The organism is Brevibacillus sp. MCWH, from assembly GCF_013096935.1.
GTDB lineage: Bacteria > Bacillota > Bacilli > Brevibacillales > Brevibacillaceae > Brevibacillus > Brevibacillus aydinogluensis.
Map to the genome: position 1 here is coordinate 41,147 of NZ_SDLF01000013.1, position 21,854 is coordinate 63,000.

The following is a 21,854-nucleotide window of genomic DNA, read 5'->3' on the forward strand; positions in this document are numbered from 1 at the left end:
AGGGGAAGGTCAACCTGACGATGCCATAGAGAGGAGTGGGTATCGATGACGGAATCAGCAAGAGGACTGCTGAGCGTGGAAGAATTGGAGCACGCCATGCGCAGAGGCGAGATTGACAATTTGATGATCGCCATCGTCGACATGCAGGGACGTCTGATGGGAAAGCGGTTGACGGCCGATTACTGCCTGCGCAGCGGTCTGCGCAAAGGGACGCACTTTTGCACCTACCTGTTGGGGACCGATATGGAGATGAATACGCCGCCCGGCTACGCGCTGATGAACTGGGAGAGCGGGTATGGCGATTGGCTGGCGATGCCTGACTGGAGCACGCTTAGAATCGTGCCCTGGCAGGAGAAGACGGCACTCGTCCTGGCCGACGCAGTGGATGAACAGACCGGCCAGTTGATTCCCATCGCGCCGCGCAGTGTGCTGAAACAGCAGCTGGAAAAAGCGGCAAAGCTGGGATTCAGGCCGTTCATGGCGAGCGAACTGGAGTTTTACCTGTTCCGGCAGACGTACGAAGAGATTCATCGCGGCGGGTACGAGGAGCTGCAGCCGGCCGGCCATTACAACGAGGACTACAATCTGCTGCAGGGAACGAGAAATGAACGCATTTTACGGAAAATTCGGAATCTGATGCTGGCAGCGGGCATTCCCGTCGAATCGTCCAAGGGAGAAGCGTATGTCGGCCAGCACGAGATTAACATCCACTATGCGGATGCGCTGCAGTCGGCCGACTGGCACGTGCTGTTCAAGCACGGGGCAAAGGAAATCTGCATCCTGGAAGACTGCGCCGTTACGTTTATGGCCAAACCCCACCACCAGTGGACCGGCTCCAGCGGCCACCTGCACCTCAGCTTGTGGGATGCAGACGGCAGGTCCAATCTGTTTTTTGATGACCAGAGCCAGCCGTACGGCATGTCGGCGCTGATGCAGCATTTCCTCGCCGGAGTGATGGCCCACGTACGGGAGTTTTCGCTTTTCTATGCGTCGACAGTCAACGCATACAAGCGTTATGCCCCGGATAGCTGGGCACCAGTGCACGCAGTGTGGAGCCGCGACAACCGTACCGCCGGTTTCCGCATCGTGGGTGAGGGCAGCAGCCTGCGGATCGAGTCGCGGATTCCGGGCGCGGACATCAACCCGTATCTGGCGTACGCAGCGATGATCGGATCAGGTCTGCTCGGCGTGGAGGAAAGGCTGCCGCTGCCAGGGGAGTGGCGGGGCAACGCCTACTTGGCCGAGGGCGTTCCGCGGGTGCCGTACTCGCTTTACGAGGCGATGAATTTGTGGCGGGAGAGCGAAGCGGTTCGCCGCGTATTTGGCGAAACGGTTGCCGAGCACTACTACAACATGGCCCGGGTGGAACAGCAGGCGTTCAACACCGTGGTGACGGCGTGGGAGCGGGCCCGTTATTTCGAACAGGGATGAGGAGGAGGCAAATATGCGTTTGCAGGACAAAGTGTGCGTCATCACCGGAGCAGGCAGCGGCATGGGACAAACGGCAGCAGCCATGTTTGCGGCTGAAGGAGCCAAGGTGGCCGTCTTTGAAATCAGCGAATCGGCTGGCAGAACGACGGTGGAACGGGTACAGGCGGCGGGCGGCGACGCGTCGCTGTTCGTCTGCGATGTGGCTGACGAGGAGAGTGTCAAGGCGGCTGTAAACGCCACCCTGGAGCGGTATGGCAGGATTGACGTTCTGTACAACAATGCGGGGATCATGCCTGCGGAGGATCACTCCGTCCTGGATACGCCCGTCGAGGTGTGGGACCGCGTGATGGCCGTCAACGTGCGCGGCACGTTTCTGATGTGCAAGCACGTGATTCCGGCGATGATTCGGCAGGGCAAAGGCTCGATTATCAACATTGCCTCATTTGTGGCCTTCATGGGCTGCAGCGTCCCGCAGGATGCCTACACCGCTTCCAAAGGGGCGGTCGTTTCGCTGACGCGCTCACTGGCCATCCAATTCCGTCCCAAAGGAGTCCGTGCCAACGCCATCTGTCCCGGTCCGATCGAAACGCCGCTGTTGACCGAATGGCTGGTAAACGACGAAGAGGCCCGGCGCATCCGTCTGAGCCGGCAGCCGTCCGGCCGTTTCGGCAAACCGGAAGACATCGTTCACTGTGCCGTCTATCTCGCCTCCGACGAGTCCGACTGGACCAACGGGGCGATTCTGAACGTGGACGGCGGCATCACTTGCAACTACTTTTAAGCAGCCCGGCTGGTCCGGGACGTTCTTCATAACGACAGGGGGAGGGAAGCGGGATGCTGCTGCTGGGCCTGGTCCTGTTACTGCTGACAATCGGTGTGGCAGTCGCGATCGGCTACCGCGCCAATGAAAGCGTTCGCCGGTTTGACGAAAGCCGGCACGAGAGTTTTATCGGTTCCAACCGGAACACCTGAGCGAAAGGAGGAGTCGCGGATGCAACGAGACAAACAGCAACAGATTCTGGAGGACAAGAAGGACCTGAACAGGTTCGGATATGCCCAGGAACTGCTGCGTGACATGGGGGGATTCTCCAATTTCGCGATTTCGTTTTCCATCATCTCGATTCTCACCGGAGCGGTGTCGCTCTACGGCCACGGCCTTACCTACGGCGGGCCGGGCATGATGGGCTTCGGCTGGACGATCGTCGCCCTGTTCGTCCTGCTGATCGCCGCTTCCATGGCCGAACTGGCCTCCGCCATCCCGACTGCGGGGGCGCTGTACCACTGGGCAGCCATCCTCGCCAACAAGCGCTGGGGATGGTACACCGCCTGGATCAACCTGATCGGCCAGATCGGGATCGTCGCCGGGATTGACTACTCGTTCGCCCTGTTTGCCGATCCGCTTTTGGCCGGCACGTTCGGGTATACGTCCACGGAGACGACGACATTGGTGCTGTTTGGGATCACCCTGCTGCTGCACGGCGTGTTCAATCACATCGGGATTCGCCTAGTGGCCAGGCTGAACGACTTTTCCGCCTGGTACCACATCGGCGTCGTCGTCATTCTGGTAGGCAGCCTGGCCTTCTTCTCCCGGCACGAACTGCAGCCGTTGGACTATCTGTTCCAGGTGGGGCAGACGTTCTCTGACAAACCGTACGCCCTGGCGTTCCTGATCGGTCTGCTGCAGGCGCAGTGGACATTTACCGGCTACGACGCATCCGCCCACACGATCGAGGAAACGATCAACCCGCGGGTTCGCGCCGCCTGGGGCATTTTCAGTTCCGTAGCCTTTTCATTCATCTTCGGATTTGTGATGCTGGCCTTTGTGACTCTCTCCATCAAGGACGCGGCCGCCGCGAGCGGGGCGGAGAACGCCTTTATCTACGTCATCAGCGAAGCGCTGGGCGGGACGTTCGGGACGGCGGTGCTCTGGCTGGTGACGTTTGCGATGTGGTTTTGCGGCCTCTCGTCTGTCACCTCGTTTTCCCGGATGCTGTACGCGTTTTCCCGCGACAAGGGTATTCCGTGGAGCCGCCATTGGGCACAAATCTCCGTCCGGTACCGCACGCCGGCCAAGGCGATCTGGCTGGTGGTTATCCTGTCCTTTGCCCTGGCACTTTTCGACTACATTTTGAAACGGATCAATCCGGATACCAGCTACACCACGCTCGCTTTTCTGACCGCGGTGAGCGTCGTCGGTTTGTACGTTGCCTACGGCATCCCGCTCTACCTGAAACTGCGGGCGGAGGCAAAAGGTCTGTTCCGGCCCGAGCATTACGGCCCGTGGAATCTCGGTACATGGAGCAAGCCGATTAACGTGATCAGTCTCATCTGGATCGTCTTTATCAGCATCGTAATGGTAATTCCGCCCAATCAAAACGCAGGTTTCGCCTTGATCGGCATGTTCCTGCTCCTGCTGGTCATGGATCTGGCCTACTATCGCCGTCACTTCCCGGGGCCGCAGGCAGCGCTCGACACGTCGGAGGAGGAGATTAAGCGACAGGAGTCACGGTTTGAAAAATGAGCGGAAACGACCAGCCCTTCCAATCTTGGAGGGGCTGTTTCTGTGCTGACAGTCATACGTTCAGATACAATTATGAGAGAATAGAACTATTTTTAGTAAAATGCGAAAATTAGAAATTTACGTCGTTTGGACAAGTGGTCTATAATGAAATTGTTCCCGCATCTTCAAAAATTCGCCAAATAAGGATAAGGGTGTCTTTTCGTGTACTTCCTTGAAAAAAGGCTGGCCAGCCCACCCGGCTTAGGGCGGATTGATGAATGAAGGGAACACACATCGATTTTATCTGTTCATCAATAATGAGGAGGTTATTGTTCGTGAAAAAGGTCGTCACGGTCGCCCTTGCTCTTACCCTCGTGTCCGGCGGCATGCTGTCCGCATCGGTCGGCGCGGCTTCCACCAACGTTCAAACCTCTGCCAACTTCGCGTCGGTTGAAAAGGTCGGTTCCGTCCAGCCGCAAGTTCTTCCTGCCATCGGCGTAGCCGCCCTGACCGGCGTAGCTGCAGGTGTCGGGAAATACGTCGGCGAGAAAGCTGCTGCATGGGCGCACAAAAAGTATCAACAAAGATGGTCCACTGTGCCTCTGCACGCCAACCAAAACCTGGAAGTTGTGTTTGACAACTAAACCCGGTTTGACTGACAAAAAAGAGGGGAGCGTCCGTGTCTAGGACTCTCCCTCTCTTTTCCCTTCTCCAACCTGTCTGGAAAGGTGGTCAATTCGCGTGGAACTCGGCAAATGGCAAAAGCGACTGCTTGTGTGTTTTCCCGTATTGCTGGTTGCCCTGATGCTGTGGCATTTCAGCATGGTCCTGCTGCACGTGATACCGTTTAACCCGCTGACAAACAAATGGCGGCACATCGTCGACAGCTATACCCATCCGCTTTTTTCGCAAAACTGGCACTTGTTTGCTCCCAATCCGGTGAGCCATAACAGAACGATTTACATACAGGCAAAAGTAAAGGACGCCAACGGCAGCCTGGTGGAAAGCGACTGGGTCGACATCACCACCCCGCTGATCACCGCCAACTGGGAAGATCGCTTTTCGCCCATCAACCGCATCATGCGTTTCGGCGGGGGCGCGTTCACGCAGGCGTTTCATCAGGATGACGTGATCAACATGTTTGAAGAAAAGAAACAAAAGCGAAACAAGGAAGATCTGAAGCTCCCCAAAGAGGATCTGGAGCTTCTGGATGAATATCGAAAACAAGGGGTGCACCTGTTGTACCGCTACGGCTTTTCCAATGTACCCAAGTACTTTGCCGGCCAAGACGTGGATTCGATTCGCCTGCGTGTCCTCATCCGCTCCAGCAAGCCGTTTTCGGAACGCCACAATCCCAACTATGAGGTCGAAAGTCAGTACGTGGAGTTTGACTGGAAACGATATGAACCTGTGGTGTCTTCAATCTGATAGAGAAGGGGGAGTCCGTACATGGGTAACGCCTTGCGCGCCAACACCAAGCGTCACTGGTTGGATTGGCTGTACCGCGAAGAGTTTTTGATCGGGGCGTCGTTGGCGCGAATCGGATTTGGCCTGATCATTCTGTACATGTACCTGATCCATTACGCGCAGCGCTACCTGCTCTGGTCGGACGCGGGGTTGATTGACCACGAGACCTACGTGGCCGCTTCCATGAAAGACCATTCGTACTCGCTGTACATGTTCAGTCCTTCGCTGGCCTATTTTGACCTGATCTATCACCTGGGAATTGTCGTCACCATCCTCTACCTGATCGGCTGGAAAGGGCGCATCATCTCGGTGCTGAACTTTATCTTCACCATCTCGCTGATGGACCGCAACGTGCTCATTTCAGACGGCGGCGACAACATCCTGCGGCTGGTGCTGTTCTATCTGCTGTTTGCCAACACGACCGCCTACTTTTCCGCAGATGCAAAAGAATACTGGCGCCGTCGTCCGCTGGTGGAACACACCATGTGGTACAAAATCAAGGCGGTGCTGCACAACTTCGCCGTGCTGTTCTGCATCGTCAACCTGTGCATCATGTACCTCGCCTCCGGCCTGTACCAGGTGATGGGGGAGGTCTGGCACAACGGAACGGCGGTGTACTATATCCTGCAGGTGGACGAGTACAGCCACCCGTTTTTCCGAGACCTGATCCTTCATAACGACGTCCTCATCGTGCTGTCGACATACGCTGCAATCATCGTCAAGCTGGCGTTTCCGTTCCTGTTGTTCAACCGCATCACGAAGTACCTGGTCGTCGGCGGCGTGATTGCCTTTCACACCGGCATCGCCGTCGTCATGGGGCTGATCACCTTCTCGGCGATTATGTGCATGATCGACTTTTTGCTGATTACCGACCGGGAGTACCTGCGCATGCATAATGGCCTGGCCCGGCTGTGGCGCCGCGTCCGTCTGGCGCTTCTGACCCGCACCCGTAGGCTCGGGCGCATGGAGCCGGTACGGGCTCAGCGAGTGATCGTGTTTTACGACGGCTGGTGCCCGATGTGTCAAGCTTCGGTCCGGACGCTGAAGAAGCTCGACTGGTTCGGACTGCTGCGCTTTGTCTCGTTCCGGGAACCTGGCGTCTGCGACGTGTACGGCCTGGACCCGCAAAAGGCGGAACAGCGGATGCACAGCAGGCGGGTGAACGACATGGTCATGCGTGACGGCATCCACGCCTTCATCCAGATCAGCAAGCGGCTGGTGCCTATGTGGCCGATCAGTCCGCTCCTGTGCCTGGCCAACCTGCTCGGCATCGGCCAGAAGGCGTATGATTTCGTCGCTTCCCGGCGGACGATCCTGCCTGCCGGCGGCTGCGATGACGCCTGCTATTTGCCGCAAGCGCGCCCGGCCAAACAGGACGCGTAACCAGAAGGACGCGTAAGTCAAGGCGTGATACGGCCTCGTTCGCATACGGCAGGAGCGCAGCAAGAACAAAAGGAGGGCTATGATGGAACAGCGGTACCAGCTCGTGTACAAGAAGACAAAAACATATCGGATCGACTACACGTACGACAATCGGCAGCGTTCGCAGGTGGATTTGTGGCTGGCCCTGCCCGCACCCAGTATGTCACAGCGCAACATTCGCATCCTGTCGCAGACGCCTCCGCAGGAAACGGCTCTGCTGCCGACCGGCAACCCGCTCGCCTACTATGAAATTGGCGCGGGGCAGCGGGTCGTGCTTTCGTTTTCCTTTGACGCGTACGAGACGCGGCTTGTCCCTGTTAAAGCGTCGGGGGACCAGACGGTGCGCGAAACGGACGGGGCGGCGGTACTGACCGATGAGGAGCGGCAGTTTTACCTGCGCTCCACCCCGCTCGTACCGGTGACCGATGAGATTCGCGAAGAGGCGCTGCGCATCGTCGGAGATGCTCGCGAGCCGATCGAACAGGCGCGCAGATTATTTGACCACATTGTCGCTCATTATCGCTATCACTGGCCGCCGCAGGAACGGGGCGCGCTGGCGATGCGCTGCCACAAAAAAGGAGACTGCGGCGAGTTTGCGTTTTTGTTCGCAGCCTATTGCCGGTCGTTGGACATTCCCTGCCGGACGGTGATCGGCGCATGGGCGACTGGTACATTCCAGCCGCATGCGTGGAACGAGTTTTTCGTCGACGGGGTAGGCTGGATTCCGGTTGATGCCAGCGTAGCCGCCGTGATGAAAAATCCGGTGAAACAGCTCGCCTTCGTCACCCGCTACGGGACGAGAAGCTCAGGCCGCAGTTATTTCGGCAATCTGGAAGGCAAGCGGATCATCTTCAGCTTCGACAGCAGTCTGCCGCTGATCCCCGCCTACCCGGATGACACTCAGCCCCCCGTGCCTGAGGGGTACCAGTCGTTCATGGTCGGGGGAGAAATGCTGGCCTGGGGCTACCGATCCCAGCAGGGAAACGCGCCCTACCTGCAGCCGGCATATGTCCGGTTTTCCGGAAAACCCGAACCCGACAAGGTGTCGGATTACATGGGGACCTGGCGGGTGCATGAGACCGCGTTTGGTTCCGCCGCGTCCCTGTGGATCAAGCGCATCTCGTTTGTGCTGTTTTTCCTCTTTCTGTTTTTGTATCACGGACTGTCGCTGTTTCAGATGCGGCTGGAGAGGCTCAATACCCTCAGCACCGCCTTCTTTACCCTGTTGCTGCTGACGCTGATCCTGCGGCGGGAAGCGTATTGGGTGACGTATCTGTTTGCTGTCCTGATGACGTTAAGTCTGCTGTCAAGCTTTCAACTTTACTGACCCAGGGAGGGCGTCGTTGTGAAAATGTCGTACAGTTTGATCAAGCAGCGGTGGAACCGCGAAGGGAAGATGGCCTGGGGCAAATGGGCTCAGTATTCGCTGTTGGGGATTGTCCTCAGTTCCCTGCTGTTTACCTTGTGCGTGCTGGCGTTCCAAGCGATCGAGCCCGCCGTAAAGCCGCTTTTGGTGACGCTGTGGCAGGCCGCCTCGCTGCCGCCCGAGCAAACCGGTCAATTGGTGATGACCCTGCTCAACGTGATGTGCCATTTCGTTACGTTCAGTCTCATCGTTCACCTGTCGGGAAAAAAGGTGAAGCAGGCGCCGTTTAAGGTGGGGACGGCTGCATGTGTGACCACCTGGCTGGTTCCCTGGCTGTATTACTCGGCCGGGCTTGTAAACGGCACCGGATTCGTCACCAGTTTGCTGGAAGTGGTGGAGATGCTGCTCTATGTCTTTACGCTTTTTTTGGCGGTTTATCTGCCTTACGAGCGGTTTATCAAGGAAGCGCCGCAGGGAACGGAGCAGACCTGCCTGGAACATAACGGATTGGCCTAAAGAAACCGGCAGCCGCCAGAACAGCCATCCCGCAGTCTTCATTGCCGGGTGGCTGTTTTGTCTTTACTGGATGGCAGATGTTCCTCTGCACTTGATGGAAAAAGAAATTCGTGCGATTCCGCTCGTATCCTTGTATACTCATAATAATCAAAATGTTTCGCGTAAAGGAGTGGAGAGAGATGAACGAACAGCTGGCCATCGAACTGCGGGACGTTTCCTGGCAGCGAGAGGAGAGGTATATCCTGCGCGGGATCAATTGGCAGGTAAAACAAGGAGAGCACTGGTGTCTGGTGGGGCAGAACGGCTCCGGCAAGACCAGCCTGCTGAACATCATCTGCGGCTACGAGTGGCCGACGGCGGGGCAGGTCTCTGTATTGGGCCAGCGCTACGGCACGGTGGACCTCCGTGAGGTGCGAAAATCAATCGGCTGGGTCAGCTCAGCACTGATGGCCCGACTGCACGAACGCGAGACGGCACTGCGGGTCGTCCTCAGCGGCAGGGAGGCGAGCATCGGGTTGTACTCGGTGCCTAAGGAGGGTGATCTGCAAAAGGCAGCGGAACTGCTAGAGATGTTTGGGTGTGCATCGCTCATCCACAGCCCCTACCGGACGCTCTCCCAGGGAGAACGGCAAAAGGTGCTGATCGCCCGGGCGCTGATGGCATCGCCGCGCCTTTTGATATTGGATGAGCCGTGTACCGGTCTCGACCTGCTGGCCCGGGAACAGCTGCTGGACATGATCAGCCAGATCGCTCGTCAGCCGGACGGTCCCACGCTCTTGTACGTCACCCATCACATCGAAGAAATCCTGCCGTGCTTCACGCATGCCCTGCTGCTGAAAAACGGCGAGGTGGACCGGGCGGGGCGAACGGCTGACGTCTTGACAGAAGCCGAACTGAGCCGCTTCTTCGGTGTGCCGATCGCGATTCGGCAGGCACAGGGGAGGACCTGGGTCAGTCTGGCAGAGACGTCGTCCGCTTGTTAGCCGCTTTTTCGACGGCATGCCTCTCCGCATTCGTGTATAATACTAGGTAGAATCAATGACATTTTGGAAGGAGAGGAGAGATGGAGGCTTGACCAATGTAACCGCGTTGATAGCCGATTCCACCTGGGCCATTCTCACCTATGAAGAAGCGTGGAAAAGCTACATCAACAGCTATGTGATCGCCAAAAACAACGCGTTTGTGCTGATTGACTCCCATCTGCGCAAGCACCGCTCCTATTTTCAGCAGGCGCTTGCGGAGATTGGAGTCAAACCGGAGCAAATCGGTTACGTGTACTTCACGCACCGACACGCTGACCACATCGGAAACGCCGACCTGTTCCCCTCCCGTCACAATTGGATTCACCTGGATGACTATTACGAGCTGGACGATTTTTCCCAAACCTTGTTCGGACATACATTTACCGGTACCGGCGGGGACCTGCCGCTGCTGCAATTTCGCCAACTTCCGTTTCATACCGCAGGTTCCGTCGCTTTTTTTGACCCCGAAACCAAAGTTTGTTTTATCGGCGATCACCTCAGCTTTTTTGCCAAGCCGATGCAGCGAGTGGTCGATTACGGGGCGGACCTGCGGGAATCGTGGCGGCAGTTTCTCCTTCGCTGGAAAGAGCAGGAGCCGGAGAAGGCGGCCGGCATGGCGGAAGGCCTGGAAATGCTGCTCAGCTGGCCGATTGAGCAGCTCGCCACCGGTCATGGCACCGTTCTTTCGGGCGACATCGCTCCGTTTCTGCAGGAACTGATCGCCTTGGCCCGCCAGCCGTAAAAAGCGCCAGCAAGCGAAAAAAAGCCTCACCCGGCATGGGTAGAGGCTTTTGTCCATTCTTGCACTCGCTTTTCCAGCTCGGCCCGGTTCAGACAGAGCGCGACACCGGCATGGGTCATCAACTGGTGCACGTGGGTGATGGCCCGCTCGTAGTTGCCTTTGGCCGCTTCGATTTCGGCCAGACAAAACAACTTCCAGTCGCGCGACGAACGTCTGCCGTCGATCAGGCGAAAGGCTTCCAGCGCGCTGTCGATTTCCCCCAGCCGGGCGTGGGAGCAGGCGATCACGCCGAGCGAGTCGGTCATGCCGTGATCGCGCTGATAGACGCGAAAGGCGATCTCCAGGGCTTCGCTGTAACGCCCGAGGCTGAAGTAGACGTAGGCCAGATTGAAAAACAGATAGTGAATCAACGCCTGGTTAAACAGGGACGGCTGTTCCTTGCAGATGTTCAGTCCCTGCACAATGTATCTTTCCGCCAGTTCGTAGTTGCCGGCCATGATCTCGTGCGTTGATTTGTCCAGCATCGCCACGGAACGGGAGCGGTTCCGCCGGTAGGAGGCGTCCAGCCAGCGCATCCGCTTTTCCGGATGGCGTTTGTACAGATTGCCAATGTATTGAAAGCGAAACGGCCAGTGTAGCCTGAAGAAAGCCACGAGCAGCACGGCCGCTACGCCGGACAGTGTCGATGTGACGTTCAGGTCTAAATATTCCAAGCGGTTGACACCCTTTCTCACTGCTGCATCTGCTAATCATCTTAGCACAGATCTTGCAGACGTGACAGATATTTGTGGCAATTGGAAAAGAGAGAGGCTGCCCAGCTTCTGCATCGTGGACAGGTCGTGGGCCTCGACAGCAGCGCGGGAAACAGTGTACAGCGTATCGCCAATCAAGAGGATGCGCTGTACGTTTTTCTCGCTCTCGTACCAGTCGACGCCGGCCTGCTTGTAATCGGCCGCGCTCAGGTGCGTGATCCGGCCGCGCAGCGTAAAACCGTGCTGCAGATCAAGCCGGTAGACGTACGCCCCCTGGAAAACAAACTGCCCGTACCCGCGGAAGTCGCCGGCTGTCTTCTGTGCGTCCGTCAGCTCACGCACCGTAACCGGAAAGGCGATTAGGTGCTTCTCCAAAGAGAAGAGCAGCGCCTTGTGGTTGGACAAGAGGTCCGAGTCCGTGCCGCGATCGCCGATCACCGTCTTGAACGCTTCCTTCGGGTTGTTCACATCCGTGACGTCGAAAAGCGCCACTTTCATCCCCTGGTAGTAGGCCCATTCCTTGTCAGCGATGGCATCCTTGCCGAAGCCGATGATGTGGTGCTCGTCGTAGGGATGCAGGTAATCGCTGTAGCCGGGGATTTTCAGCGCGCCCAAAACAGTGGGCGCATTGGGCTGCTTCAGGTCGATGACAAACAGCGGGTCCACTTTTTTAAACGTAACCATGTACGCCCGTTCACCCATGAAGCGGACGGAGTAGATGCGTTCCCCCGGTGCAATCCCTTCCAGCTTGCCTGTGATGTTCAACCGTTCGTCCAGCACGTACAGGTTGTTTTTCGAGATGCCTTCGTCTGTGCGCCAGACATCGCCGCTGGTGGTGGCGATCCGCAGGTATGTGCCGTGTTCGTCCATGGAGAACTGGTTGAGGATGCGGCCGGGAACCATACCTTTGCCGTCAAGGGAGAGCGTTCCGTTTTTCAGCGCAAACCGGTACACGGCCGTACTTGTGTTGTCGGGCGGCAGCGGTTGGGGCAGGAGTGCCCGTTTGAACGCTTTGACGCCCTCGGCAGGAGCCGGTTGTGCGGTGACGGCGACGTACAGATTGCTGGGAGAGGCGTAGATGTTTTCGCCCGCACCCAGATAGGCGTGCACCGACAGGGGATGACGGGGATCGTCCAGATTGATGCCCGCTGCCAGCAGGTATGCCGGTTGGATCGCCTCCGGGAAATAGCGGATCTCCTGATAGGGAATGGTTTGATAGTCATCACCGCGAGCGCTGTCGCGGTAGACAGGTCCCGGCGCTTCTTCATTTTGTTCCAGGATGAGGTGGGGATTGATTCGCTTGTTGGCGATCAGGTAGAGACTGGACCCGATTTTGCGCGAGGAGAGGTACTCGCCGTCCAGCTCCAACCGCCGCGTCAATTTCGGGTTCTGCTTGTCTTTGATGTCATACACCAGCGCCTGCACTGCCGCCGGCACGTGGGCGGCAAGGCGGGAATTGCCGCTCAGCGCGGGAGCGTTCGAGTGGCCGATCACGATCAGCCGCTTCTCGTCCACGTAGAGTTCGAGCGGACGAAACTGACCGTCCTGGTAGGTTAGACGGCTCATCAGTTTCATGTCGTTTGCGGGAGAGGCCCGGATGATCCGCACGTCATCTGGTGTCGCCTGATACAGATAGGTGCCGTCCGTCTTGACCACGTCCGCTTCGTCGACGCCCTGCACCTGGACGTTGGTTGCGGAATAGGCAGCGATTCTGTCGGCGCGGCCCGCAGCAGGAGGGGCAGCGGCCGCCGATTTCTGCGCTTCTGCAAAGGAGAAATGCTCCCAATTGGTCTTCAGCAGCTGTTTCAGATGCTCGTACGTGCCGATGACAGGCAGCTCATCTGCGCCTGCAGCGGCTGCCTGTTGGATGCTGTTCCCGCTCGGGGCGACGAAAGCAGGCATGGCCGCATACAGGAGAACGCAGGCCAAGAACCACGTGACGGGTTTTTTCATGCACATCCCCCTTTCGATACTCATAAGACGGGAGAGCGACAAAAATTGTTTCAGCACGTCCAAAACGGCAAAAAACCCGGCATACATGCCGGGTTTTTGCGCAGGAGTCCAGTCAGCGGCAGGAGTCCAGTCAATCGTCGCTGCTTTGCTGTTCTTGTTTTGCTTGTAAGGAAGGAATCAGGTTGCTCTCCAGGATCAAATCGGAGATGCGCAGCCGGGTTTGTGCCGCCAGCGTATCTTGTTGAGGCATTTCTCTGTCGACCGGTTTGCCGCTGATTCTGTCAAGAAACCGCCCCTCCTCCAACATGCCGTTCTGAACCACGAACACATGGTTCTGCGTCACGTAGGAGCCGTCCCGGAAGACCACCAGCTTGTTGTTGCCGGAGGGGACATCGAAGAGCCGCTGTCCCATGAAGTAATGGCCTTCCTGAGGTATGCCCAACAGGTACAGGAGCGAAGGAGTCAAATCCAGATGGCCGGCAACCTGTTCGTCGACGGTCCCGTTTTTCTTGCCCAGGGCAGAGCTGTGAATCACCAGGGGCACTTTGTCGTACTGTTGGCCGTACTGCGGCTGAATGCCGATGCGCGCCAATTCCTCGTTGGGCAGACCGGCGTCGTGATCGCCGTACACAGCCAGCACGGAGGAGTCGTACAGTCCGCTTTTTTTCAGCGATTCAATAAATTCGCCGAGCGCCTGATCCGCATAGTGCACGGAATGCAGGTAATCTCCCATCATCGTTCCTTCCAGCTCGCCCAACTGCAGCGTTTTGTAGGCAGCCGGCACTTCGTTGTACGGATGGTGGTTGGACAGCGAGACCAGGAAGGCGAAGAAAGGCTGCGGCAGTTCCTTCAGCTTTTCGCCCATCTGCTTGAAAAAGTCCCCGTCTGACAAGCCCCAGCCGACCTTTTCGCCTTTTTCCAGACTCTCCATAAACATGGACTGTTCAAAACCGAGATTGCGGTGCATCACCGCGCGATTCCAATAGGAGCCGGCATAGGCGTGCGCCGAAAAGGTGGTGTACCCCGCTTGCTTGAGCGTCTTGGGCAGCGAATCAAACTCGTTTTCGGCAAAGTTAAAGTAGATGCTGCCGGGCACCGAAGACGGGTAGAGCGACACCAGCGAGGTAAATTCGCCGTCGGACGTGCGGCCGTGGTACGTCTGGTCGTAGTAGTTGGAATAGTAAACGCCTTCGCGAATCAGCTTGTTCAGATTGGGCGTTACCTCCTGACCGTTGATCTTCAGATTCACGACAAACGCCTGCAGCGATTCTTCCTGGATGACGATCAGGTTTTGCCCGTTGGCCTTTCCGAATAGGGGACCGGTCTGCCATTTGACGTTTTCAGCGGCAAACCAGTTCTTCACGTCGTTGATCTCTTCCGGTGTGGCCTTTCGGTTCTTTAGGGCGCGGTTCACGTATTGATAGACGTCAAACAGGTGATAGTGGTAGATGCCCAATTCCTTTAAGACCGCCTTGTTGGAATAGCGGGAGTCCAGCAGGGAAGGCACCTTTGCCAGTGTCCGCTCGATGTTGATCGTGGAACCAAACACCAGCAGAAACACGATCACCATCGCAAATATCCGGCTTGCCGTCTTCCAGACCGGTCCGCGATGTGCAGACAGCATCTGCTTCATCTTGGTATAGTACAAGAGTATCAGCAGCGGAATGTCGGCAAAATAGAAGGCATATCTTCCGTCCACAAGCGTCCAGATGCTGCCGCCAAGTTCGCTCACCTGCCCGATCTGGCGCAGCAGGCTGACCGACGTGACGTCGTGGAAGTAGCTGAGGTAAATGGAATCGATAAACATCAGCGTGCTCAACACCAGGTCGACCAGCATCACATACGCGAATCGGAAGGCAAACGGAAGCGCGTTGCGACAGATCAACAGGGTTGCCACGGCCAACAGGGAGATGGCGTACACGATGATGTCCAGATTCATGTTGACGATGCGGTAAAACAACGGCACTTTCCAGGCAAAGATGGCGACGAGCAGGATGAAGTCGATCTTCGCCTGAAGCAAGTAGGTGATGTTTCGTACAAGCTGTTTTTCTTTCATGACCCTACCTCTCTACTCTATGAACAAACCTTGTCCTCTGTATTAACATATTCTTCCAATGCGCTGATTTTCCTGTTTCTTAGCGAGAACTCTTTTTATGTCGATCTGCCCCTCTTGACATGATAATCCCGTTTGCACCGGTTCACAAGTCAAAGATGATGCTTGCTTTTTTCCATTCCTCCATGTAAGTGCATACAATCTACGGACAGAGGGGGGCGGGTGTGATATAATAGTAGGCGGCTTACGCTACCTCGCACACACCACTTGGTCAAAAAGGGGCGACATAGATGGAAAAGCTAAAACAAAGCATTCTGGAACTGATTACGGAGACGTCCACCAACCTGCCACCGGATGTGCGCCGCGCGATCAACGCTGCGAAAGCGAAAGAAGATATGGGCACTCGTGCCGCTCTGTCTTTGTCCACCATTGCGCAAAACATCACAATGGCGGAGGAAAACGTCTCGCCGATCTGCCAAGATACCGGCATGCCTACCTTTGAAATCAAAACACCGGTCGGCGTCAATCAACTGGTGATCAAAAAAGCGATTCACGAAGCGATTGCCGAAGCGACCAAAACCGGGAAACTGCGTCCCAATTCCGTGGACTCCCTCACCGGTGAAAACAGCGGAAACAACCTGGGTCCGGGTACGCCGGTCATTCACTTTGAACAATGGGAAGAAGACGAGATCGAAGTCAAGTTGATCCTCAAGGGAGGCGGCTGCGAAAACAAGAACATCCAGTACTCGCTCCCCTGTGAACTGGAGGGGCTTGGCAAGGCCGGCCGCGACTTGGATGGCATTCGCAAGTGCATCCTGCACGCCGTCTACCAGGCCCAAGGACAGGGATGCAGTGCCGGCTTCATCGGCGTCGGCATCGGCGGCGACCGGACGTCCGGTTACGCGCTGGCCAAGCATCAATTGTTCCGCCGCGTTGACGATGTCAATCCAAACCCGACCCTGGCTGAGCTGGAGAATTACATCATGGAAGCGGCCAACCAACTGGGGATCGGGACGATGGGCTTCGGCGGCAATTCCACGCTCCTCGGCTGCAAAATCGGCGTAGAAAACCGCCTGCCGGCCAGCTTCTTCGTCTCCGTTGCATACAACTGCTGGGCGTTCCGCCGTCAGGGTGTGCGCCTCAACGCAGAAACGGGCGAGATCATCCGCTATCTGTACAAGGATGAAGCGGTCTCCATGGACATGACGCCGACCAGCATCGAGCAGCCAGCCGGCGAACGCCGCGAAGTGGTGCTGGAGGCGCCGATCACGGAAGAGCAGATCCGCAGCCTGAAAGTGGGCGACGTGGTCATCATCAACGGTCTGATGCACACGGGACGCGACGCCCTGCACAAGTATCTGATGGATCACGACTGTCCGGTCGACCTGAACGGCGGCATCATCTACCACTGCGGTCCGGTGATGCTGAAAGACGAGGCGGGCAAGTGGCACGTAAAGGCTGCCGGTCCGACCACGTCGATTCGCGAAGAGCCGTACCAAGGCGACATTATCAAGAAATTCGGCATCCGCGCCGTCATCGGAAAAGGCGGCATGGGAGCCAAAACGCTGAAGGCACTGCAGGAACACGGTGCCGTCTACCTCAATGCGATTGGCGGTGCGGCTCAGTACTATGCCGATTGTATTGAAGAAGTGGAAGGCGTCGACTTTATGGAATTCGGCATTCCGGAAGCGATGTGGCACCTGCGCGTCAAGGGCTTTGCCGCCATCGTCACGATGGACGCACACGGCAACAGCCTGCATGCCGATGTGGAAAAAAGCTCGAAGGAAAAGCTGGCGCAGTTTGCCGAGCCAGTCTTCAAATCGTAACGGATATACGGTCAAAAACCTTTGGTCACCTGCTGCGGGGGCCAAAGGTTTTTTTCATCCGCAACCAAGGGGCGTTCTGAAGAAGCAACCTTCATCCGTTGCCTCACCGCTGGCATTTGCCGACATCGAATGGGCAGAGCCTGTCACGGCGAATTTCATGGGTGTTTGACCAATCTGCTGAAATTGGGTATTGGTTTATCTCCTCGCTTCGCAGGCAGGAATAGGTTATTAACGAATTACTATCCCAAAAGGAGATGGTCATGCGTGAATTATGTAGTCCGCCCCGGCGACACGCTAAATTCAATCGCTGCCCGCTTTGGAGTGTCGGTGCAGGATCTGATCCGCGCCAACAACCTTCAGCCTCCATTCTTTATCTACATTGGCCAGACGCTTTTTATTCCAATCCGCGAATCGCCGACACCGCCGCGTGATGACGTAGACCGCCGCCTGCGCCGCCTGGAGGCACAGGTGCGCGAACTGGACCGCCGTGTGGAACGCCTGGAAGTGCGCGTCACCCGTCTGGAAGGCCGCCCGCGCCCTCGTTCGTAAACGACCCGTTCGTCTCCCGAGGAATTTCCTCGGGGGTTTTTTTGCACCGGACGCATGCGCCGAGCGAGATTACACTTGAACTCCCGATAGCGGAAAGCTACGATAAAGACAATATTAATAGGGGGGAGAAGCATGAAGTGGAATGTTGCCTTGCTGCAGATGGATATCGCGTTCGGCCGGCCTGACCTGAATGCGGCAACGGTGCGCAGGTTGGTAAACCAATTGGCGGAGGCCAAGCAGCAGCCGGATCTGGTAGTTTTGCCTGAACTGTGGGATACAGGGTACGATCTGACCCGCCTGGACGAAATCGCAGATGACAATGGCGAGCGCGCAAAAACGCTGCTGCGGGAAGTTGCCGTGCAACTGAAGGCCCACGTCATCGGCGGTTCCGTTGCCGAACGCCGTGACGGGCGCGTCTACAACACCACGTTTGTGTTTGACCGGGAAGGAAATCTGGCGGGTTCCTATTCCAAAGCTCATCTGTTTCGCCTGATGGACGAAGAAAAGTACCTGGCGGCGGGAGAGAAGCCTGGATTGTACATACTGGACGGACAGACGGCGGGTTCTGTCATCTGTTACGACATCCGTTTTCCGGAGTGGCTGCGCGTCCACGCCCTCAAAGGGGCCAAAGTGATGTGCGTGCCAGCGCAGTGGCCTCACCCCCGGCTGGATCACTGGCGCCAACTGCTGATTGCGCGCGCGATCGAAAACCAGATGTACGTCGTCGCCTGCAACCGCGTCGGCGAGGGTGGCGGCAACACGTTCTGCGGTCATTCGATGGTGGTGAATCCGTGGGGGGAAGTGATCGCGGAAGGGATGCAGCAGGAGGAGATTGTGTTCGCCGAGCTGGACCTCGCGCTGGTGGACGAGGTGCGGGGACGGATTCCCGTGTTTGCCGATCGGCGTACTGAACTGTACGAGCTGTAACCGGCCTTGTTGGGCACGGGCTGCGAGCGGCCAGGAAGTGACGCGCATTTCAAACAGCTGGCACTTGATCGGCACACCTGCCGCCAAAAATGGGCGATAGCGGCTGCTGCCTCCACATTTCCTTTCAGGCCCATGCGGCATAGGGTGATAAGAGAGGAACCGAAGGAGGTGCGGTCATGTTACGACTGAACAGCAAAACGATTCGCCACCATTTTGACGGTGTCTACGGCAAAGTGGTGCAGATTCGCGAGCTGGTGGAAGTGCTCGACCAGATGTTCGATTCCTTCCACAGGGTAAACGACATCAGCCGCTCTATGTTCGGGCCGCGCAAGCCGAGGGCCAAACAATTTGATCGTCTGCGCTAAAGCGCACCATACAAAAATCACAGGGGAACCGCGATGGACGTCAAGCGGTTCCTTTTTCACTTCTTTTTCACTTGTAAACGGAACGGCAGTGAAAACAACCAATGACAGCGGGCAACACGGCGGCGTTAGGGGAACATCCGAAAATGAACTGGAACGAATAGGAATTTCCTGACGTCTTAAAACTGTGGGAAGGAGATGAACAAAATGAACAGGAAGATACTTTCGCTGTCTCTCGCGTTCGTTTTGGTTGGATCGGTCGGTGCTTATGCGTTCGCATTTCAAGGCGACGGAAACGAGGACGCAGTCACTCCGAAAGCGTACGCGGAGGTAAAAGCCGACAGTAAGCCGCTCGACAAAAATCCTGAACCCATTCTAAAAGGGAACGCTGACAAATTGGCCGTGCATAGCCAGTCCTTCAAAGCCACCAAAAGCGGTGTTCTTGACGATAAATACCTGGAAGAACATAACGCGGAAGTGAAGCTGACCGAGTACATGACGTACGAGCAATTTGTGAAACTTACGGGAGATGACGCCGTTTCCACCGAAATCGCCAAAGATCGCGTAGTCTTGGCTGTTCAGGTCTATTATCCAAATGGGCTGGAACATCCTCGTTTCGGCCTGATCCAAAACTGCTTGGCCACTGGCATGTATGATGCGGAAACCGGGGAGTATCTTGGAGGGAGTTTTCAAACAATGAAATAAACGGTCTGTACACGAAAAGGACGGGGAGCGCCCGTCCTTGTTCATTATGCGTATCACCCTGGCTGTGCGGATTAGGGTCACGGATGAGATTTCATCCGCTCCAAGGCCAACCGCACCAGTTCCTTGACCATGCTGCCGCCCAGTTGACCGCCGATTCGGCCGGCGCTGTGGGCGGTGAGGTGGCCGTTGTAGCCGCTCGTCAGGGGAATGTTCAGCTCTTTTGCCACTTCATACTTGGCCTGCTCAGGGTCGTTCACCCCGGCCGCCTTGGCTTTCAGCCGGTCCAGCCCGTGCTGTGCCTGCGGGACGAGGGGACGTCTGCGCCTGCTCATCGATCATCACCTCTGTCCCTAGTCTGCCCGTTTAGACCAGCGCTTTACGCTGCTTGAAGTTGGTATCGGCGTAGTAGGTGTTGGCAACCAGCAGATTGGGGCCGGCGCAGTTGACCGCCGGGCAGTGACAGTTGATCGTCTGGTTGAGCGGATGCTCTTGCCAACGCTGAAACATCGTCTGGAGCCGGTCGTTTTGAATGTTGCCGAGCGGCGCTACGTCCCCGAAGTCGGTAACGATGACGTCGCCGGTGAAAATGTTGATGTTCAAGCGGTTCCGGCCGTCGGGGTCGTTGCGCACGGTGACGTTTTTCGCTTCCCGCAGCCGGAGGATCAGCTCCCGGTCCTCTTCCAGCGGGCTGCAGGCGAAGAAGGGAAGCGTGCCGAACAGCATCCACACCTCTTCGTTGCGCACGTCCAGGAGCGAATGGATCGCGGTGCGCAGTTCATCCAGCGTCAGCACCTGCAGATCGCGGGCAAAGTCGCTGGCGTACATCGGATGGACTTCGTGACGGCGGCAGCCCATCTCCTGAATCTGCCGATGCAAGGTGTCCATTTTTTTCCACGTCCGCGTGTTGAGCATCGTCTCCGCAGAGACAAACACGCCGGCTTCCGCCAGTTTTCGCGCATTTTCCCCGATTTGGGCAAATTGCTGTTCTGCTTGTTTGAGTGAAACCGTTCGCCCGCTTTTTGCGTAGACAATCTCAAGGAACTCTTCGGGCGTAGACCAGTTCCAGGAGATGTGCATCACGTCTATGTAAGACAGGATTTGTTCGTACCGAGAGAACGGCAGGGTCATGTTGGAGTTGATCTGTGTGCGCAGGCCGCGGTCCGCCGCGTAGCGCAGGATCGGCAGAATCACCTCTCGCACGGTCCGTTCGCTGTACATCGGTTCCCCGCCTGTTATACTGAGTGTAAGCAGGTCTTCCGCTTCGTCCAGCCGACGCAGAATCAGGTCGACAGGCAGAGCGGGATCGTCCTTGAATCGCAATGTATCGCCGACGGCACAATGCTCGCAGCGGAGATTGCACAGATTGGTCACGGTCAATTCGACGCTGGTCAGCTTGTAAGCAGGCGGCGTCGCGTTAAAAAGCGGCTCCCATGGGTCGTGCCGCGGAGTCAGTGGTGTGGTTGGAACCATGCGGATCATGGTGAGACCTCCTTCAATTACACACGTACATTCATATAATTATACCGACTAGGGAGCGGAAGGAGAATAGCGAATAACATGATAATGGGCATGTCTTTTGGACGCGGTGTCATATTTCACGACCGGAACGTGCTGGCCTGCGCAGAAGTGAAAGACGGTGTCATTCACCTCTGGGCGGAAAAAATCACCTTTCGGACCATCGGAAAAATATGGCTGCGCATTTGTTTTTCCTTCCCCTGGCCGTATCAGCTGCTGCATCTGGCGCTCGTCCTCTATGTGATCACGGCGGTCGCCTTTCCGCGTCTGGCCGTGGTCGATCCGTGGTGGGCTGCCGTGTATGTGGCGGGATTGCACTTCATCTTTCCGCGGGAGCTGAAAAAATTTCACGGTGCAGAGCACAAGGTCTTCAGCTATCACGGGGAAAAGCGGTTGGAGTCCTGGCGTGAGATCGCCAGGGCCGACATTGTCAATGCCGGCTGCTCCACCAATCTGGTGGTGTGGTTCTTCGCCGGGTTTTTGCTGACGTTGCCGTTTGCGCCGCTGCAGTGGTGCGTGGCGGCGGGTGTCGCGTTCCTGCTGGCCGGCGTGATCGGTGACCGCCATCTGCGCAGGTACTGCCGGGTGATCTACCGTTTGTCTGCCTTTTTTCAACGGCATGTGACCACAAATGAACCGGCACGTCTGCACCTGGAGACAGCCATTCGTTCGTATCGCCTGTTTGAGCATATCCGCAGCAAGGAACTGCAGCGGGCGGCGTGACTTGCGGCCAAGACGTGTTGACG

Annotated in this window: 22 protein-coding genes; 17 read left to right on the top strand and 5 right to left on the bottom strand. The window is 56.9% G+C overall.

From position 1 onward, the window contains the following. The first annotated feature begins 45 nt into the window (after window positions 1-45). The 11 genes from ETC00_RS12895 to ETC00_RS12945 all read left to right on the top strand — a co-directional run bounded on the left by ETC00_RS12895 (window position 46) and on the right by ETC00_RS12945 (window position 10,466). Entirely contained in the window at window positions 46-1,431 is a 1,386-nt protein-coding gene (locus tag ETC00_RS12895) for a glutamine synthetase family protein (RefSeq protein WP_171566494.1), read from the top strand. Between the two features lie 13 nt (window positions 1,432-1,444). Further along, window positions 1,445-2,212 carry an SDR family NAD(P)-dependent oxidoreductase gene (locus ETC00_RS12900; protein ID WP_171566495.1) on the top strand — a complete coding sequence of 256 codons (768 nt, stop codon included), beginning with the start codon at window positions 1,445-1,447 and terminating at the stop codon, window positions 2,210-2,212. 53 nt (window positions 2,213-2,265) lie between these two features. Continuing rightward, a complete protein-coding gene (locus ETC00_RS12905) occupies window positions 2,266-2,403 on the top strand; it encodes a hypothetical protein (protein WP_171566496.1) in 138 nt (45 codons plus the stop codon). Between the two features lie 19 nt (window positions 2,404-2,422). Beyond that, complete coding sequence (locus ETC00_RS12910) at window positions 2,423-3,952, top strand: amino acid permease (protein ID WP_171566497.1); 1,530 nt, start codon at window positions 2,423-2,425, stop codon at window positions 3,950-3,952. 314 nt (window positions 3,953-4,266) lie between these two features. Then, window positions 4,267-4,575, top strand: a complete 309-nt coding sequence (locus ETC00_RS12915; RefSeq protein ID WP_171566498.1) for a hypothetical protein — start codon at window positions 4,267-4,269, stop codon at window positions 4,573-4,575. Window positions 4,576-4,672: 97 nt separating this feature from the next. Continuing rightward, window positions 4,673-5,359, top strand: a complete 687-nt coding sequence (locus ETC00_RS12920; protein ID WP_171566499.1) for a DUF5819 family protein — start codon at window positions 4,673-4,675, stop codon at window positions 5,357-5,359. A gap of 21 nt (window positions 5,360-5,380) precedes the next feature. Then, the gene (locus ETC00_RS12925; RefSeq protein ID WP_171566500.1) at window positions 5,381-6,781 is read left to right on the top strand and encodes a DCC1-like thiol-disulfide oxidoreductase family protein; all 1,401 of its coding nucleotides are present in this window, start codon (window positions 5,381-5,383) and stop codon (window positions 6,779-6,781) included. An 82-nt stretch (window positions 6,782-6,863) separates the two neighbouring features. Beyond that, the gene (locus ETC00_RS12930) at window positions 6,864-8,147 is read left to right on the top strand and encodes a transglutaminase-like domain-containing protein (protein WP_171566501.1); all 1,284 of its coding nucleotides are present in this window, start codon (window positions 6,864-6,866) and stop codon (window positions 8,145-8,147) included. Between the two features lie 18 nt (window positions 8,148-8,165). After that, window positions 8,166-8,702, top strand: coding sequence for a hypothetical protein (locus ETC00_RS12935; protein ID WP_171566502.1), 537 nt, complete (start codon window positions 8,166-8,168; stop codon window positions 8,700-8,702). 179 nt (window positions 8,703-8,881) lie between these two features. Further along, complete coding sequence (locus ETC00_RS12940) at window positions 8,882-9,685, top strand: ABC transporter ATP-binding protein (RefSeq protein ID WP_371808905.1); 804 nt, start codon at window positions 8,882-8,884, stop codon at window positions 9,683-9,685. Between the two features lie 88 nt (window positions 9,686-9,773). Next, the gene (locus ETC00_RS12945) at window positions 9,774-10,466 is read left to right on the top strand and encodes an MBL fold metallo-hydrolase (RefSeq protein WP_171566503.1); all 693 of its coding nucleotides are present in this window, start codon (window positions 9,774-9,776) and stop codon (window positions 10,464-10,466) included. A 26-nt stretch (window positions 10,467-10,492) separates the two neighbouring features. Here ETC00_RS12945 and ETC00_RS12950 read toward each other — a convergent pair whose 3' ends face one another. From ETC00_RS12950 to ETC00_RS12960, 3 genes are all read right to left on the bottom strand, one after another. Continuing rightward, on the bottom strand, window positions 10,493-11,179 hold the full coding sequence (locus ETC00_RS12950; RefSeq protein WP_171566504.1) for a tetratricopeptide repeat protein: 687 nt from the start codon (window positions 11,177-11,179) through the stop codon (window positions 10,493-10,495). 36 nt (window positions 11,180-11,215) lie between these two features. Further along, window positions 11,216-13,171 carry a beta-propeller domain-containing protein gene (locus ETC00_RS12955; protein ID WP_171566505.1) on the bottom strand — a complete coding sequence of 652 codons (1,956 nt, stop codon included), beginning with the start codon at window positions 13,169-13,171 and terminating at the stop codon, window positions 11,216-11,218. A 130-nt stretch (window positions 13,172-13,301) separates the two neighbouring features. Continuing rightward, complete coding sequence (locus tag ETC00_RS12960) at window positions 13,302-15,227, bottom strand: LTA synthase family protein (protein ID WP_171566506.1); 1,926 nt, start codon at window positions 15,225-15,227, stop codon at window positions 13,302-13,304. Between the two features lie 287 nt (window positions 15,228-15,514). Here ETC00_RS12960 and ETC00_RS12965 point away from each other — a divergent pair, with 287 nt between their 5' ends. From ETC00_RS12965 to ETC00_RS12985, 5 genes are all read left to right on the top strand, one after another. Further along, on the top strand, window positions 15,515-17,050 hold the full coding sequence (locus ETC00_RS12965; protein WP_171566507.1) for a fumarate hydratase: 1,536 nt from the start codon (window positions 15,515-15,517) through the stop codon (window positions 17,048-17,050). Between the two features lie 264 nt (window positions 17,051-17,314). Continuing rightward, the gene (locus tag ETC00_RS12970; protein ID WP_171566508.1) at window positions 17,315-17,599 is read left to right on the top strand and encodes a LysM peptidoglycan-binding domain-containing protein; all 285 of its coding nucleotides are present in this window, start codon (window positions 17,315-17,317) and stop codon (window positions 17,597-17,599) included. Window positions 17,600-17,731: 132 nt separating this feature from the next. Continuing rightward, window positions 17,732-18,526: a carbon-nitrogen family hydrolase gene (locus tag ETC00_RS12975; protein WP_171566509.1), complete on the top strand. Its 795-nt coding sequence runs from the start codon at window positions 17,732-17,734 to the stop codon at window positions 18,524-18,526. A gap of 176 nt (window positions 18,527-18,702) precedes the next feature. Further along, window positions 18,703-18,891: a hypothetical protein gene (locus ETC00_RS12980; protein ID WP_171566510.1), complete on the top strand. Its 189-nt coding sequence runs from the start codon at window positions 18,703-18,705 to the stop codon at window positions 18,889-18,891. Window positions 18,892-19,095: 204 nt separating this feature from the next. Then, window positions 19,096-19,593, top strand: coding sequence for a hypothetical protein (locus tag ETC00_RS12985; protein ID WP_171566511.1), 498 nt, complete (start codon window positions 19,096-19,098; stop codon window positions 19,591-19,593). Between the two features lie 77 nt (window positions 19,594-19,670). Here the strand turns inward: ETC00_RS12985 and ETC00_RS12990 are convergent, their stop codons facing one another. Both ETC00_RS12990 and yfkAB read right to left on the bottom strand, forming a co-directional pair. After that, window positions 19,671-19,925 (bottom strand): alpha/beta-type small acid-soluble spore protein, encoded by a 255-nt coding sequence (locus ETC00_RS12990; protein WP_171566512.1) that lies wholly within the window; start codon window positions 19,923-19,925, stop codon window positions 19,671-19,673. A gap of 31 nt (window positions 19,926-19,956) precedes the next feature. Further along, window positions 19,957-21,072 (bottom strand): radical SAM/CxCxxxxC motif protein YfkAB, encoded by a 1,116-nt coding sequence (gene yfkAB / locus ETC00_RS12995; RefSeq protein WP_171566513.1) that lies wholly within the window; start codon window positions 21,070-21,072, stop codon window positions 19,957-19,959. A gap of 78 nt (window positions 21,073-21,150) precedes the next feature. Here yfkAB and ETC00_RS13000 point away from each other — a divergent pair, with 78 nt between their 5' ends. Continuing rightward, window positions 21,151-21,831: a DUF1385 domain-containing protein gene (locus tag ETC00_RS13000; protein WP_171566514.1), complete on the top strand. Its 681-nt coding sequence runs from the start codon at window positions 21,151-21,153 to the stop codon at window positions 21,829-21,831. The last annotated feature ends 23 nt before the right edge of the window (window positions 21,832-21,854 follow it).